The sequence below is a fragment of the Streptomyces alfalfae genome (genome assembly GCF_004127445.1).
GTDB classification, from domain to species: Bacteria; Actinomycetota; Actinomycetes; order Streptomycetales; family Streptomycetaceae; genus Streptomyces; species Streptomyces alfalfae.
The window spans coordinates 201,880-216,839 of the sequence record NZ_QEXM01000015.1; the positions used below are offsets into that span (position 1 = coordinate 201,880).

General features: G+C 71.1%; 12 protein-coding genes and 1 pseudogene. 8 read left to right on the plus strand and 5 right to left on the minus strand.

What is annotated here, in order from left to right; translation table 11 throughout:
- Window positions 1-28 precede the first annotated feature (28 nt).
- The 4 genes from DCW30_RS05965 to DCW30_RS05975 all read left to right on the plus strand — a co-directional run bounded on the left by DCW30_RS05965 (window position 29) and on the right by DCW30_RS05975 (window position 3,129).
- Window positions 29-1,279, plus strand: coding sequence for a helix-turn-helix transcriptional regulator (locus DCW30_RS05965; protein WP_076686073.1), 1,251 nt, complete (start codon window positions 29-31; stop codon window positions 1,277-1,279).
- A gap of 94 nt (window positions 1,280-1,373) precedes the next feature.
- Window positions 1,374-1,856, plus strand: a complete 483-nt coding sequence (locus DCW30_RS05970; RefSeq protein ID WP_079250122.1) for a hypothetical protein — start codon at window positions 1,374-1,376, stop codon at window positions 1,854-1,856.
- Window positions 1,857-2,043: 187 nt separating this feature from the next.
- Entirely contained in the window at window positions 2,044-2,208 is a 165-nt protein-coding gene (locus tag DCW30_RS36595; RefSeq protein ID WP_162933583.1) for a hypothetical protein, read from the plus strand.
- 519 nt (window positions 2,209-2,727) lie between these two features.
- Entirely contained in the window at window positions 2,728-3,129 is a 402-nt protein-coding gene (locus tag DCW30_RS05975; protein ID WP_076686071.1) for a hypothetical protein, read from the plus strand.
- A 290-nt stretch (window positions 3,130-3,419) separates the two neighbouring features.
- On the opposite strand, the gene DCW30_RS05980 is transcribed toward DCW30_RS05975, so the two are convergent.
- Complete coding sequence (locus DCW30_RS05980) at window positions 3,420-3,650, minus strand: helix-turn-helix domain-containing protein (protein ID WP_076686068.1); 231 nt, start codon at window positions 3,648-3,650, stop codon at window positions 3,420-3,422.
- 625 nt (window positions 3,651-4,275) lie between these two features.
- A complete protein-coding gene (locus DCW30_RS05985) occupies window positions 4,276-5,331 on the minus strand; it encodes a LacI family DNA-binding transcriptional regulator (RefSeq protein ID WP_062778155.1) in 1,056 nt (351 codons plus the stop codon).
- Between the two features lie 303 nt (window positions 5,332-5,634).
- Between DCW30_RS05985 and DCW30_RS05990 the strand changes: the two genes are divergently transcribed.
- The 4 genes from DCW30_RS05990 (at window position 5,635) to DCW30_RS06005 (ending at window position 10,405) form a co-directional block, all read left to right on the plus strand.
- Window positions 5,635-6,948: an ABC transporter substrate-binding protein gene (locus DCW30_RS05990; protein WP_076686065.1), complete on the plus strand. Its 1,314-nt coding sequence runs from the start codon at window positions 5,635-5,637 to the stop codon at window positions 6,946-6,948.
- Window positions 6,949-6,953: 5 nt separating this feature from the next.
- Complete coding sequence (locus DCW30_RS05995; protein ID WP_062778150.1) at window positions 6,954-7,958, plus strand: carbohydrate ABC transporter permease; 1,005 nt, start codon at window positions 6,954-6,956, stop codon at window positions 7,956-7,958.
- Between the two features lie 116 nt (window positions 7,959-8,074).
- Window positions 8,075-8,887: a carbohydrate ABC transporter permease gene (locus tag DCW30_RS06000; protein ID WP_062778300.1), complete on the plus strand. Its 813-nt coding sequence runs from the start codon at window positions 8,075-8,077 to the stop codon at window positions 8,885-8,887.
- A 99-nt stretch (window positions 8,888-8,986) separates the two neighbouring features.
- Entirely contained in the window at window positions 8,987-10,405 is a 1,419-nt protein-coding gene (locus DCW30_RS06005; RefSeq protein WP_076686063.1) for a GH1 family beta-glucosidase, read from the plus strand.
- A gap of 174 nt (window positions 10,406-10,579) precedes the next feature.
- Here DCW30_RS06005 and DCW30_RS06010 read toward each other — a convergent pair.
- The 3 genes and pseudogenes from DCW30_RS06010 to DCW30_RS06020 all read right to left on the minus strand — a co-directional run.
- A pseudogene (locus tag DCW30_RS06010) lies at window positions 10,580-11,530 on the minus strand (chitinase); the annotation flags it as partial.
- Window positions 11,531-12,762: 1,232 nt separating this feature from the next.
- Window positions 12,763-14,139: a sensor histidine kinase gene (locus DCW30_RS06015; protein WP_076686060.1), complete on the minus strand. Its 1,377-nt coding sequence runs from the start codon at window positions 14,137-14,139 to the stop codon at window positions 12,763-12,765.
- Complete coding sequence (locus DCW30_RS06020; RefSeq protein WP_062779051.1) at window positions 14,136-14,840, minus strand: response regulator transcription factor; 705 nt, start codon at window positions 14,838-14,840, stop codon at window positions 14,136-14,138. The genes DCW30_RS06015 and DCW30_RS06020 overlap by 4 nt, the downstream gene beginning before the upstream one ends.
- Window positions 14,841-14,960: the final 120 nt, after the last annotated feature.

Here is a 14,960-nt window from a genome sequence, read left to right on the forward strand (position 1 = left end):
GACGAGCTGTTCAGAGAGGGGCGAGACCGTGCCATCTGATGCTACCCCGGACCCTTACGCCGACCCGCTGCGCTTCGGCCAACGGGCACAAATTCTGCGCGAGCGACGCGGCATGACGCGCGCTCAGCTCGCCGACCTAGTCGGGGTCTCCCCACACACGCTGAGGAAGATCGAGAACGGTCAGATGAAGGCACCCGGCCTCGGCATGGTGATGCGCATCGCCGAGGCGCTCCGGGTCCGCGACCTCTCCGAGCTGACAGGGCACCCCGACATGCACGTCGACCTCTTCATCGGCCCCGGACACCCCCGCCTCGGCGCGGTGAAGGCCGCGATCGACAGCTTCCCTCTGTCGTCCAGCGCCGAGCCGCCGCCAGTGGAGCACCTGGAGGCCCGGCTGCACGCCGCGTGGAAGGCGCGCCACCGGGCACCGAACCACCGCGAGGTCATCGGCAAGCTGCTGCCCGACCTGATCCGGGACGCGCAGCTGCTCGTGAAGCACGCCGACACCGGCAGCGACCGCCGCACGGCGCAAGGCCTCCTCGCCCAGACGTACAGCCTGAGCCAGTTCTTCATCGCCTATCAGCCCGACAGCTCTCTGCTGTGGCGCGTCGCTGAGCGCGGCATGATCGCAGCCCAGGAGTCCGAGGACCCGCACACGATCGGCGTCGCGGCCTGGCTCATGGCGCAGGCCCACCGCGACAGCGGGCCCCGGCACTTCGACGCGGCAGACGCCGTCAATCTGGAAGCGGTCCGGTTCCTCGACCCGCTGCTGCCGGACGCCTCGGACGATGTCCTCGCCATCGCCGGAGCCCTCCAGTTCGAGCTCGGGTACACCGCGGCCCGGAGGCGAGAGACCGGTGCCGCGTGGCGGCACTGGGACGAGGCAGACAAGACGGCCAAGAAGCTGCCGCTGGACTACTACCACCCGGTGACGTCCTTCTCCCGCGCCATCATGGGCGCTCACGCCGTCACCATCGCCGTCGAGCTGCACCAGGGCGGCGAGTCCGTCCGCCAAGCGGCGAAGGCCGACGAGACCGTCATCAAGTCCAGGCCTCGGCGGGCGAGGCACCGCATCGAGGAGGCGCGGGGATTCCAGCTCGACGGACAGCCTGACGTCGCGATCGCCACGCTGGAGAAGGCTCACCGCTCGGCGCCCGAGACGATCGCCTACAACGGGTACGCCCGCGGAATCATCCTCGAGGAGGTCGAGTCCAAGCAGGCGCAGCGCCGGCGCCGCGCCGCCGAGCTGGCGGTGAATGTGGGCCTGCTGTCCGCCTGACCGGGGTGACCGTATTCCGGTCATCGGGCTGGTCACGCCGCCCCTACCGTCGTCATCAGACCTGATCGACGCTGATGACGGCAGGGGCACACCGATGCATACCGAGGCGACCACAGCCCTCTCCGAGTGGCTGGCACGTGCTCAGGACGGGCCCGACCACGCGCGGGCCGAGTGGAAGACGAGCGGGGTCGCTCTGCTCCCGCTCGGCCGCCGCTTCGACGCCGTGCGCATGCCCGAGCCTCTCGTCCACGCTGCTCTCGATACCCAGTTCCTCACGGAGGCCGCCGAGGGCCTGGCCCGCCGCCTCCTTGGTCCGGTGATCTACGACGGCCGGACCATGGGCGGTACCTACTACGCCCTCATGCAGCCCTACGCCGCACGCTACTGGCCTCACGACGACAAGGCGCCGTGGCTGGGGCTCGGCACCTACCTCGGCGTGCCACGCCTCGATCGCACGGAGCCGCCGGGCACGCATTGGGTGGTACCCCCGCAGGCCGTGGGGCGCTTGTGCCCGGTGGCCCTGGTAGGCCAGCTGGTAGCCGCTGGCTGGTACGCCATGCAGGCGGGTGGTGCCTGATGTTCAGTGGGGAAGGGGCCTCCGGCCAACTCGCCTCGCGGCTCCGCGCGCACCTGCTCGGCTGTACTGCCTGCGCAACCGCAGACTGCGAGGAAGGCGCACGGCTGCGGCACGCCTTCCGGGCCATACAGACCCTGCTGCGGCCGCCCGAACCCACCATCGAGAACCTGCGCCGAGGAGTCCAGAGATGAGCGAGGGCGTCAGGTTCTGCTGGCACTGCGATGAGCCGATCACCAAGGAGTGGCCCGGCAAGGAGATCGCCGGACACTCGCCCTCGGCGGGCGGCGCTCAGATCACGGTGCACGTGAAGTGCCCGAGGATGCCGGCCTACGTGCGCCGCACCCCTCGATAAGCCCCCGGCCGTGTCCCTGGGGAGGAGCGCGGTCGGGACCGGGCGGCCCGCCCGATGGCACTCAGGGAGCGGGCCGCCCATCTCACGCAGCGAAGAGAAGGAGCCTCCATGTCGAGCGACGACGAACCGCCACCCCGATGCGGCAGGTGCGGCCACACCGTTCGTGAAGGTGAAACCTACGAAGACCGCATGTGGCTGAGCAACTCACTGGGCCCGTACCCCGGCGTCGCGCATACGCCGATCTGTCCTGTCGACATTCCGCGTGCGAAGGTGCCGTGCCCTCCCTGCCTGGCCCAGCGGCTGGTGGGCATCGTCACGGCCCCGCATCTCTGCCATGGGAGCACCTGGCTTGAGGTCCACGAGGGGCGTCTGACCCCTACGGCCACGCGGCAGTGTCCGTGTCCGTGCCGTCGAAGGCCGAAGGAGAGCGAGGCCCTGCGGCGAGCCCGGGTGGAGGCCCGCGGCCTGTCGGCCCCCGCCCATAAACTGGCCGAGCCGCCACGAGAGGAATGATCACAAATGCACCCCGCCGCATTCCAGGACTACGCCGTCGACCTGCTGAAAAACACCCCTGACGTGCAACGCGTCCAGTCCCTGAACGAGGCCGGAGACACCAAGCACCCGTACGGCCTGGCTGTGACGGTCGCGGGTCGCGAGGTTCGGTGGCAGCTGATCGGGCAGCTCGCCGAGGGCGCCAAGCACGAACCGCCCACCGCGGCCGTGCAGGGTTCCCCCGCCCCGTTCGAGGCTGCGCCGGTGACGGCCGCACCGGATGCATGGCTCGCGGGTGTGATCGGCGCGGCCGAGTCTCCCGAGATCGCGACGCTCGACGTGTGGTCGACGCGGGAGGGCGGCGACGGCCAGCACGGCGTGACGATCACCTGGCACAACGGCGAGAAGACTTTCGTCCGCAAGCTCTGACCCTCCCCGCAGGCCCCGGCCGAGCGGCGGAGTGCACCACACCAGTCAGCACCATCCCACCACCCAAGGGAGAACTGATCATGTGTGAACGTGAACGTCAGCCAGGCCGCTTCGATCCCGGGCAGTGCGCGGGCGTCTGTCAGCAGTGCGGCACCTACTCCGGCGTCGAGCCGGGCGAGCCGATGCCTCCGCACCAGCCACAGGGCGGTGGCCGAGAGATGTGTCCGGGGAGCGGCACGCCCGCCGGATGACTCCCTGAGCGGGGCTCGCCGATGGCGGGCCCCGCTCCGTCAAACCAGGTCGCGGAGCGGGACGTCGAGGGCGTCGGCGATACGGACGAGGGTGTCCAGCAGGGGCGAAGCGTGCCCCTGCTCGATCCGGTTGATCGCCTGACGGTCGAGGCCGGCCCGTTCGCCGAGGACCTCCTGCGTGAAGTTCGCGTGGAGGCGTGCGGCCCGGATGCGCTCGCCGACAGCCCGGCGGGCGGCGAGGACGCGGGGCGAGGGCGGAGCGGGCGGCACCCGCTCAACGCTCGCGCGATCATGATCGACTGTCTGTATCGTCGACCGTACATTTTTGGATCATCTGAGTCGCCGCACCGCAAGAGCCGATTGATACAAACACTCGTTCGAGTGATTGCAGTGATTTTCCATTGCATAGAGCAGTTATTTACTTACGATCTAACGAGAGACACCGTCGGACACCCGAGCCCCTGACCCCGGCAGCGCGCGTTCGGACGGCACGACTGGCCTCGACCCTTTAGCCCCCCAGGCGAGGGGAGAGGTCAGCGGCGCCCCTGCCCTATGGCGGGGGCGCCGTTCGTTGTGGACGTCGGTAAGGGCGGTCTGCACTCACCTGCGGTAGGGCCGGTTCGCTCGCCCTCTCGCCGTTTGGCCGTGGCCACACCGAGCCGCATTCCTGGCCGCCCATCGACACTGAGCGACATCGAACAGCACCGATATGCCCCGGTTTTCAGCATCACCGCAGGTCACAGATGGGTCAAAAAACTGGTTCAAGTCCCGTCACTCACCCTGAAGGAAAGGGCCCCGGTTCGAGAGAACCGGGGCCCTTTCCGCGTTGTGCGCTTCCTCGCGGGCGCGAACGCCCCCGGGAGGGTCCGGCGCCCCCGGGAGAGTCCGGGAGCGATCAGGAAGAGGCCCGCTCCACCAGCCGCGTCGGGAGGACGAGCTGACGCCGCTCCAGGCGGCGGGCGGCGAACGGACGGCTGTCCGCGATCTCGGCGAGCAGCAGGTCGATCATGGCCCGGCCCATCTCCTCGATGGGCTGGCGCACGCTGGTCAGCGGCGGGTCCATGTGACGGGCGATCGCCGAGTCGTCGAAGCCGACAAGTGCCACGTCGTCGGGTATGCGGCGGCCCGCCTCCCGCAGCGCCTGCCGGGCGCCCGCGGCCATCACGTCGGAGCCCGCGAAGACCGCGTCGAGGCCGGGGCGGGTTTCGAGCAGCTCCCGCATGGCGCGCCGGCCGCCCTCCTCGGTGAAGTCGCCCGGCACGATCATCCGCTCGTCCACCGGGCGGCCCGCGTCCCGCAGCGCGGCGCGGTAGCCGTCGAGGCGGCGCTGGGCGCCGTACACGTCGAGGCGGCCGGTGATCGTGGCTATGGACGTGCGCCCGCGGGAGAGCAGGTGCTCCACGGCCGAGCACGCCCCGGCGAAGTTGTCGGAGTCGACCGAGGGCAGCGGCTCGTCGGCCGACCTGCGGCCGCTGATCACGGCGGGGATCTCCAGCTGGGAGAGCAGGTCGGGCAGCGGGTCGTCGGCGTGCACGGAGACCAGGAGCACCCCGTCGACCCGGTGGGCCGCCAGGTACTGGGCCAGGCGCTGGCGCCGCTGGTCGCTGCCCGCGAAGATCAGCAGGAGCTGCATCTCGGTCTCGCTGAGCTCGGCGCCGACCCCGCGCAGGACGTCGGAGAAGTACGGCTCGGCGAAGAAGCGGGTCTCGGGCTCGGGCACGACCAGGGCGATGGCGTCCGTGCGGTTGGCGGCCAGGGCGCGGGCGGCGGTGTTCGGGACGTACCCCAGCTCGGCCACCGCGGCCTCCACGGCGGTACGGGTCGCCTCGCTGACCCGCGGCGAGCCGTTGATCACGCGGGAGACCGTGCCCCGGCCGACCCCGGCCCGCGCGGCGACCTCTTCCAGGGTGGGCCGTCCGCCGCTGCGCCCGCGCGCTGGGTGAGCTGCCATTGTCCGCCTCCCGTCACCATTCCCCCGGCCAGGAATGTAACAGCCGGACCTCCGCCGGGCCGCCGCGCCGGAACCGCGCGCTTCCCGGTAACGGCCCGATAACCGAACGCAGATCTCTGCGTCCGGTCCCTTGACACCCCCGTCCGGAGCCACGAGTCTTCAACTCATCACTTGTGGGAGCGCTCCCACACTACCTGACACGTACACAACCCGCACGTTCCCCGCCCGAGCCGCAGCGTGAACCAACGGGCCCAGCAGAGCAGTTGGCCGGGGGGTCGGCACGTCAGGCAACAGGAGGACGTAATGCGCAGCAATTTCCGCCGGTCCCGGCGGCTGGTGACCTACGCGGCCGTGACCGCGCTGGCCACGAGCCTGCTGGCCGCTTGTTCCAGTGATGACGAAGGCGGTTCCGCGGGCAGCGACGGCAAGATCACGCTGAACGTGGGCACGTTCGGCGTGCTGGGCCTGAAGCAGGCCGGGCTCTACGACGAGTACGAGAAGTCGCACCCGAACATCACGATCAAAGAGAACGTGATCGAGCGGAACGACGCCTATTACCCGAAGCTGCTCACCCAGCTCCAGTCCGGCGCCGGCGTCAACGACGTGGCGGCCATCGAGGTCAGCAACATCACCGAGGTCGTCAAGACCCAGGGCGCCAAGTTCGAGGACCTGGGCAAGGCCGAGGGCGTCGAGAAGTCGACGTACCTCGACTGGAAGTGGAAGCAGGCCACGACCGAGGACGGCAAGACGATCGGCCTCGGCGTCGACATCGGCCCGACCGCGCTCTGCTACCGCAAGGACCTCTTCGAGAAGGCCGGGCTCCCCACCGACCGCGAGGAGCTCGCGAAGGAGTGGGCCGGCGACTGGGACAAGTACGTCGCGCTCGGCGAGAAGTACATGAAGAAGGCGCCCAAGGACACCAAGTTCGTGGACTCCGCCTCCAGCGTCTACAACGCCGTCTTCGCCGGTGCGAAGGAGCGGTACTACGACAAGAGCGGCAAGGAGATCTACGAGGACAGCCAGGGCCGCAAGGACGCCTGGGACGCTGCGATGAAGGTCGCCCAGGGCGACATGTCCGCCAAGCTCAAGCAGTTCGACCCGACGTGGGACCAGGGCTTCGCCAACGCCAAGTTCGCCACCGTGGCCTGCCCCGCCTGGATGGCCGGGTACATCCAGGAGAAGACGGGCCCGGAGGGCAAGGGCCAGTGGGACATGGCCAAGGCCCCGACGGACGGCAACTGGGGCGGCTCGTTCCTCGGGGTGCCGAGCGCGGGCAAGCACAAGAAGGAGGCGACCGAGCTCGCCGTCTGGCTGACCCAGCCCGAGCAGCTCGCGAAGGTCTTCGCCAAGCAGGCCAGCTTCCCCTCGACCCCTTCGGCGTATGACTCGCTGAAGCCGTCGGCCGCCACGAAGGCGTACTTCAGCGACGCCCCGATCACCGAGATCTTCGCCGGCATCGCGAAGAACACCCCCTCGGCCGTCTACGGCATCAAGGACGCCCAGATCGGCCAGTCCATCACGGACATCGGTGTGCTCCAGGTGGAGCAGCAGGGCAAGTCTCCCGAGGAGGGCTGGGAGGCGGCCCAGAAGGAGATCAAGGATGTTCTGGGACAGTGACCCCCATGTCCGAGACCGCTGAGTACGCCGAGACCGCGTCCCCCGACAAGGGGGGCGCGGCCCCGGCCGCGACCGGGAGCACGTCCTCCCGCACGCCGTCCCCCTGGCGCAGTCGCCTGTACCGCTGGGACATCAAGGCGTCGCCCTACGTCTTCGTCGCGCCGTTCTTCCTCTTCTTCGGCGCCTTCGGCCTCTTCCCGCTGCTCTACACGGGCTGGGCCTCGCTGCACCGCCTGGAGCTGACCAACCTCGACGACAGCACCTGGCTGGGCCTGGAGAACTACACCAACCTGCTGCAGAGCGACTACTTCTGGAACGCGCTCGGCAACACCTTCACCATCGGTGTCATCTCCACCGTCCCCCAGCTCGCCGTCGCGCTCGGCATCGCGCACCTGCTCAACTACAAGCTGCGCGGCTCCACGCTGTGGCGCGTGGCGATGCTCGCCCCGTACGCCACGTCGGTGGCGAGCGCCTCGCTGGTCTTCACACTGCTGTTCGCGTGGGACGGCGGCATGGTCAACTGGCTGATCGGGTCGGTGGGCTTCGACCCCGTCAACTGGCGCGAGTCGTCCTGGGGTTCGCAGTTCGCCGTGTCGTCCATCGTCATCTGGCGGTGGACCGGCTACAACGCGCTGATCTACCTGGCGGCCATGCAGGCCGTGCCGCACGACCTGTACGAGTCGGCCTCGCTGGACGGCGCCTCGCGCTGGCAGCAGTTCCGGCACGTGACGATCCCGATGCTGCGGCCGACGATCCTGTTCACCGTGGTCGTCTCCACCATCGGGGCCACCCAGCTGTTCGGCGAGCCGCTCCTGTTCGGCGGCACGGCCGGGTCCAAGGGCGGCGCCGACCACCAGTTCCAGACGCTGGGGCTCTATCTGTACGACCAGGGCTGGATCAACGGCCACCTGGGGCGGGCCTCGGCGGTCGCCTGGCTGATGCTCGCGATCCTGCTGATCATCGCCGCGGTCAACATGCTGATCGCCCGACGTATGAGGAAGGACCGATGAAGGCCCGCACGGTGGACCCGAAGGCGGACCGCCCCGAGGCCCCGCCGACCGACCGCGCCCCGGCCCCGAAGGGCAGGAGCACGGTGCGCCCGCTCGGCCAGAAGGCCGGCCGGACGATGCACGCGGGCCCGCTGACGTATCTCATCCTGGCGGTGTTCACGGCCGTCTCGCTCGCGCCGCTGATCTGGACGGCGATCGCGGCCTCGCGCACCAGCGGGCGGCTCGCGCAGACGCCGCCTCCCCTGTGGTTCGGCGGCAACCTCTTCAAGAACCTGGAGCGGGCCTGGACCGAGGCGAGCCTGGGCGACGCCATGCTGAACACCACGATCGTGGCGGGCAGCATCACCATCGGCACCGTCCTGTTCTCCACGATCGCCGGTTTCGCCTTCGCCAAGCTGAAGTTCCGGTTCAGCGGGGCGCTGCTCCTGCTGACCATCGGCACGATGATGGTGCCGCCGCAGCTCAGCGTCGTGCCGCTGTACCTGTGGGTCGCGGACCTGCAGTGGACCAACCAGCTCCAGGCGGTGATCCTGCCGACGTTCGTGAGCGCCTTCGGGGTGTTCTTCATGCGGCAGTACCTGCTGCAGGCGCTGCCCGGCGAGCTGATCGAGGCGGCCCGGATGGACGGGGCGAGCAGCCTGCGGATCATCTGGCACGTGGTGTTCCCCGCGGCGCGGCCCGCGATGGCCGTGCTGGGACTGCTGACGTTCGTCATGGCCTGGAACGACTTCCTGTGGCCGATCATCGCGCTCAACCAGTCGAACCCGACGGTGCAGGTGGCGCTCAACTCCCTCGGCACGGGCTACATCCCCGACCGGGCGGTCATCATGGCGGGCGCCCTGCTGGGCACGCTGCCGCTGCTGCTCGCGTTCATCCTGTTCGGCAAGCAGATCGTGAGCGGGATCATGCAGGGCGCCGTGAAGGGCTGACCCTCCGGGAGCCCGCGCCGGGCTCCCGGAGGCTCCCTCCCCCGCCCTCTGCCTCCCTCTCTCCTCACTCTTCCCCCTACGTTTCATGGGAGCGCTTCCATGCCTGAACCCATTACCTTTCCGAACGGCTTCCTCTGGGGCTCCGCCACCTCCGCGTACCAGATCGAGGGCGCCGTGCGCGAGGACGGCCGTACGCCGTCCATCTGGGACACCTTCAGCCACACGCCGGGCCGCACCGACGGCGGTGACACCGGTGACGTCGCCGTCGACCATTACCACCGCTACCGCGACGACGTCGCGCTCATGGCCGACCTGGGCCTCGGCGCCTACCGCTTCTCCGTCTCCTGGTCACGCGTGCAGCCCACCGGGCGCGGCCCCGCCGTCCAGCGCGGCCTCGACTTCTACCGCCGCCTGGTCGACGAACTGCTCGCCAAGGGCATCGAACCCGCCGTGACCCTCTACCACTGGGACCTGCCGCAGGAGCTCGAGGACGCCGGGGGCTGGCCGGTGCGGGAGACCGCGTACCGGTTCGCGGAGTACGCGACGATCGTCGGCGAGGCCCTCGGCGACCGCGTCGAATCCTGGATCACGCTGAACGAGCCGTGGTGCAGCGCCTTCCTCGGCTACGGCTCCGGCGTCCACGCCCCCGGCCGCACCGAGCCCGCGGCCACCCTGCACGCCGCCCACCACCTCAACCTGGCGCACGGCCTCGGCACGCAGGCCCTGCGCGCCGCCCTGCCGGCCCGCGCCCGCGTCGCGGTGAGCCTCAACTCCTCCGTGGTCAGGGCGGCCTCCGAGACGCCGGGGGACCTCGACGCGCGGCGCCGCATCGACAACCTGGCCAACGGTGTCTTCCACGGGCCGATGCTGCACGGCGCCTACCCCGAGGACCTGTTCGCGGACACGGCACGGATCACCGACTGGTCCTGCGTGCAGGACGGCGACCTGGCGGTCATCCACCAGCCGATGGACGCGCTCGGCCTGAACTACTACACCCCGTCCCTGGTGTCGGCCGCCGAGGCGGGTGCGGGGTCCGCGCGCAACGACGGGCACGGCGCCAGCGACCACTCTCCGTGGCCCGGCGCCGAGGACGTCGTCTTCCAGCAGACGCCCGGGGAGCGCACCGCGATGGGCTGGACCATCGACCCGACCGGGCTGCACGAGCTGATCATGCGGTACACCCGCGAGGCGCCGGGCCTGCCGCTCTACATCACCGAGAACGGCGCGGCCTACGACGACAAGCCCGACCCGGAGGGCCGCGTCCACGACCCCGAGCGCATCGCGTACCTGCACGGCCACCTGGCCGCGGTCCGCCGGGCCATCACGGACGGGGCCGACGTCCGCGGCTACTACCTCTGGTCGCTCCTGGACAACTTCGAGTGGTCCTACGGCTACAGCAAGCGCTTCGGCGCGGTCTACGTCGACTACGAGACGCAGGCCCGCATCCCGAAGTCGAGCGCCCAGTGGTACGCGAGGGTCGCCCGCGCGGGCGCGCTGCCGGAGCTCGCGCTCGACTGAGCCGTTTCGAGGGGGGACGGGGGGAAGGGGGAAGGGGGCGGTGCCCCGGCCGCGTGGGGGAAGTTCCGGCCGGGGCACCTGGCTGTGGCGGTGGGCGTGGCAGTGGTCGTGGATGTGCTGTGACCCTGGCAGTGGTCGTGGATGTGGTTGTGGTCGTGGCTGCTGGGGCGGAGGCTATTGGTAGGCCGCGAAAGCCTTGGTGAAGTCCAGCGGCTGCTGGGCGATGGACGAGCACGTGGGGCGGACGGTGTCCGACTCGCCGTCCGCACAGGCCTTGTCACGGGTCGACGACCACATGGACAGCCGGCCGATGTCCTTCGACCGGGCGAACTCCACGAGCCGGGTGGCGTCGTCGGGCCGGAAGACCTCGGTGACGACGTCGTTGACGCCGATCATCGGGGTGACCGCGACGGCCTTCCACGCGGCCTCGTCCGAGAGGCCGAGGGCGGACTTGAGCTGCTTCTGCGTGGCGGTGGCGGCCTGGATGGCGTACTCGCCCATGTCACCGCTGTAGGCGGGCCCGTAGTCCATGGCCATGATGTTCACGGCGGAGACGTCGACGCCGTTCTTCTTCGCGTCGGTGACGAGGCCGACGCCGGGCCGGGTGAGGCCCTCGGGCATGACCGGCAGCGTGAACGAGACGTCCAGGCCGGGGTGGGCCTTCTGCAGCGCGGCTATCGCCTGGGCGCGACGGGTGTTGGCGGCGGTGTCCGGCAGGGCGGCGCCCTCGACGTCGAAGTCGACCTTGGTCAGCTCGTACGCGTCGACGACCTCGCCGTACGCCTCGGCGAGGGCGTCGGCGCTGTCGCACGTGAGGCCCAGCTCGGAGCCGGCCGCGCCGCCGAAGGAGACGCGGACGTCGCCGCCCTTCGCACGCAGGGCCTCGATCTGCGCGGCCACCTTGTCGTCACCGAGGCCGGTGGCGCCGCCCCACAGGGGCTCGCAGCCGCCGCCGGAGGTGATGAAGGCGAGGGTGAACTCCTTGACGCCGGTCTTCTCGGCGGTGTCGAGGAGGTCGTAGGCGGGGGCGAGCGAGGTGTCCACGTACGGGGCGAATCTGGCGGGGGCCTCGGCGGTGGGCTTCCCCGCGGGCTTCTCGGCGGGCTTCTCGGTGGGGGCCTTGGTGGCGAGGGCCGTGCCGGGGAGGAGGAAGGCGCCGCCGCCGACGAGAGAGACGGCGACGAGCCCGCCGACGACCTTGGACCGGGTGCTCAGCGTGCGCCGGCGCGTGCTGCTCATGGCGTGCCTGCCTTAGTTGTACGGGGGTGGGGGTGATCCGCACGCTAGCCTCGCGGGGCGCGACATAACGGGCCTACGGGGCTCGGGGGTTGATCTTTATGGGTGGCTTAAGGGCCGCATCGGCACGGCTTAAGCCACCCTGCGGGGGGCCGCTCTCCTTGGGCCTCGGGGGAGCTTTCCCTGTCCCGCGCTGCGGCGCGGGGGCTCTCCCTGTCCCGTGCTGCGGCGCGGGGGGCTTTCCCTGTCCCGTGCTGCGGCGCGGGGGGCTTTCCCTGTCCCGTGCTGCGGCGCGGGGGGGCTGTTCCCTGTCCCGCGCTGCGGCGCGGGGGGCTTTCCCTGTCCCGTGCTGCGGCGCGGGGGGGGCTGTTCCCTGTCCCGCGCTGCGCGCGGCCATCTCCCACCCACCCGCCCGCTCTGCACGGCGCGTCGCCTCGCCTGTCCCGCGCTTCGCGCGGATCTCTCCCACCCACCCGCCCGTTCTGCACGGCTGCGCGTGGATGGGTGGGGGTGGGGAGCGCAGCTCAGCCGGGCGAGTGGGCGGGCGGGGGGTGTGGCCGGGCGGGCCGATGGGTGGGAGGGGGTAGCCGTGTGAACCGACGGAGGGGAAGGGACACCGCCCGGGTGAGCCGGCAGGCGGAACGCATGTAGCCGGGATGAGCCGACGGGGGGAAGGGTGTACCCGGGATGAGCCGGTGGGAGAAGGGATGCAGCTGGGGTGAGCCGGTGGGAGAAGAGACGCAGTTGGGGAAGCCGGTGGACGGAAAGGGCGTGACCAGGCGAGCCGATCACGGAAGGGCGCGACCGGCCGAGCCGAACACGGAAGAGTGTGACCAGGCGAGCCAATCACGGAAGGGCGCGACCGGCCGAGCCGAACACGGAAGAGTGTGACCAGGCGAGCCAATCACGAGAGGGCGTAACCGGCCGAGCCGAACACGGAAGAGTGTGACCAGGCGAGCCAATCACGGAAGGGCGCGACCGGCCGAGCCGAACACGGAAGAGTGTGACCAGGCGAGCCAATCACGGAAGGGTGTGGCCGGGGCGAGCGGGTGGGTGGGTGGGTGGGAAAGGTTCTTGCGGGGCATCGCATGGCCGCGCAAGGCAGCCCCCGGGAGCAGTCGTCACCGCGAGGAGAGCCGGCGCCGGACCGCCCCCCGGTGCCCCCGGCGGCTCCCCGCCCCCCGGGGAGACCCCCTCTGCAGCCAGAGGCGGACCTCCGCGCCGCCGAGCACCGAGCGGCCCACCCGCACGTCCCCGCCCGTCGACTCCGCGAGCCTCCGCACGATGTCGAGGCCGAGCCCCGTGGACCCGTCCGCCCCCGACCCGGCGCCCCGCGCCAGCGCGGCCTCGGGGTCGGCGATGCCCTCCCCCGCGTCGGAGACCAGCACGATCACCGCGTCCTCGGCGCTGTGGACGTCCACCGAGAAGCCCGTGCCCTCGCCCGTGTGCCGGAAGACGTTGCCGAGCAACGCGTCCATCGCGGCGGCCAGTTCGGCGCGGGGCACCGGGATGCGCACGGGCCGCTCCACCCCGGCCACCCGCGCCTCCCGTCCCTCGTCCTCCGCCAGCGCCGACCAGAACGCCATGCGGTCCCTGATCACCTCGGCGGCGTCGCATCCCGCCCCGGCCCCGACCACCGCCGTCTGCGGCTTCGCGTCCCGCGCGGTGCGGATGATCGTGTCGACCTCGCGCTCCAGCGTCTCGACCGCCGTGCGGGTCTGCTCCGCCGCGGGCCCGTCACCGAGGGAGGCCGCGTTCAGCCGCAGGACGGTGAGCGGCGTGCGCAGCCGGTGCGAGAGGTCCGCCGCCAGTTCCCGCTCGTTGGCCAGGAGCCGCACCACCTGGTCGGCCATGGAGTTGAAGGCCACCGCCGCGAGGCGCAGTTCCTTGGGCCCCTCCTCGGGCACCCGCGCCCCCAGCTCCCCCTCCCCGAGGTCGCGCGCGGCGCCCACGAGCCGCTTGGCGGGCTGGACCATCCGTACGCCGAGCCGGTCCGCGACCGCCACCGAACCGATGACGAGCGCGCCGCCGACGCCCGCGAGCACCAGCCACGCCGTGGTCACCCCATTGCTGACCTCAGCCTCGGGCACGTAGATCTCCACGACCGCGGTGCCGGAGCTGAGGGCGGTCGGCTGGAGGACCACGAAGCCGCCGGGCACCTCCGCGGTCCTGGCTCGGCCGTCCTTCCGGGTGGCCTCGACGGCGCGCGCCCCGGCCCTCGGGTCGCCGACCTCGAAGGCGCCGGTGTCGCCGACGGCCGGCACGTGGACGGCCATCCGTCCGTCGCCGCCCGTCTCGGACGTGGCGACGGCCCGGCTCAGTTCCGCGCGGTCGGTGGTGATGGAGAGCGTGGGGGCCATGCCCGCCGCGTGCCGTTCGGCGTTGGACAGGGCACGGTCACGGGCCATCTCCTCGACGACGAGGCCGAGCGGCACCGCGAAGGCCACCACGACCATCGTGGTGACGGCCAGGCACACCTTGACGAGCGCCCACCTCACCGCGGCGGCCCGGCCAGCGGCGGCTCCAGCTTCACGCCGACCCCGCGCAAGGTGTGCAGATAGCGCGGGGCGGCGGCCGTCTCGCCCAGCTTCCGCCGCAGCCAGGAGAGGTGGACGTCGATGGTCTGGTCGTCGCCGTAGCTCTGCTGCCACACCTCGGCGAGCAGTTCCCTGCGCGGTACGACGACGCCGGGCCGCCCGGCGAGGAAGGCCAGCAGGTCGAACTCGCGCCGGGTCAGGTCGAGCCGCGCCCCGTCCAGTTCGGCCCGGCGGCGCAGCGGGTCGATGGCGAGCCCGCCGACCCGGAGAACGTTGTCAGCGGGCGCCTCGCCCGCCGTGGCGCGGGAGCGGCGCAGCACGGCGGTCATGCGCGCCGACAGGTGTTCGACGGAGAACGGCTTGGTGAGGTAGTCGTCGGCGCCGTCGTTCAGGAGCCGTACGATCTCGGCCTCGTCGTCCCTGGCGGTGGCGATGATCACGGGCACGTCGGTGATGCCGCGCAGCATCTTCAGCGCCTCCGCCCCGTCGAGGTCGGGCAGGCCGAGATCGAGGATCACCACGTCGAAGCGGTGGTGGGCGACTTCCCGCAGCGCCTCCAGGGCGGTGCCGACGCTGCGCACGGTGTGCGTCGCCTCGGTCAGGTGCCGGATCAGGGCGGAGCGTACGAACTGGTCGTCCTCGACGACGAGCACACTGGACATGGGCGGCACCGTACGCCATACGGAGGAACGCGGTCCTCTCCCGGCGGCCACGCGCTCCCGGGCCCGGGAGCGGGCCGCCCCGCGGGACGCGGGCCCGTGACGTGGTGCAGTATGGCCCGC